The sequence below is a fragment of the Oleiphilus sp. HI0067 genome (assembly GCF_001635735.1).
Window position 1 is genome coordinate 1 of sequence record NZ_LWFI01000910.1, and the last position, 846, is coordinate 846.

Here is an 846-nt window from a genome sequence, read left to right on the forward strand (position 1 = left end):
GATTAGTGGCGTGTCGACAGGACAAGTGGTTGAAGATAGTGGTCAATTAACAACCGGCCAATTACATATCGTTGATAAAGATGATGGCGAGTCTAGCTTTAAACCAGAAACGATTGTGGGCACATTTGGTACTGCACATATTGATGTAAGTGGTAACTGGTCTTACACACTTGACGGAGCCAAGTCTCAATCGCTATTAGCAGGACAAGTAGAGCATGAATTATTAACCGTTCACACGGCAGACGGCACTGCACATCAACTTAATATTACCTTGACCGGCAGCAATGACTTGCCGGTAATTGCGGGGACTAGCACCGGTGCTGTAATAGAGGCGGGCGATGGAACCAGTGGCAATGCCGATGCCACTGGTACGTTAAACGTAACCGATCCAGACACGGGCGATACCCTCAGCTGGCAAGTGGTTCAGGGGCAGGGCCGCTATGGTCAGTTGAGTATTGATCAACAGGGACAGTGGCATTATCAACTGGACAATACAAGCCATGCGACAGATATCCTAGATGCCAATCAACAGGTGACAGAACACTTTACTGTCACGGCCACAGACAGCAGCGGCACACCGGTACAGCAAACGATAACGATTGACGTGACGGGCACTAACGATGCGCCGGAGATCACCTCTATTACAGCTCAAGCAGCACATGAAGGCGATACGACGCTAACAACAGGAACAATCTTTGTCCATGAAATAGATAACCACGACCGAGTTAGCTTTTCTTCCCCGAGTGTCGACGGTTTTGTGCTGAAACAAGATGGTAGCTATAGCTTTGACTCCAGTCACAGCAGCTACAATCATTTAGCCCAAGGCGATGTGCAAACAATTACAAT

Annotated in this window: 1 protein-coding gene; it reads left to right on the forward strand. The window is 48.2% G+C overall.

Annotated elements, in window-relative coordinates; all coding sequences use genetic code 11:
* Positions 1 to 846, forward strand: an 846-nt coding sequence (locus A3739_RS10390; protein ID WP_197472265.1) for a VCBS domain-containing protein, incomplete at both ends; no start/stop codon positions are given.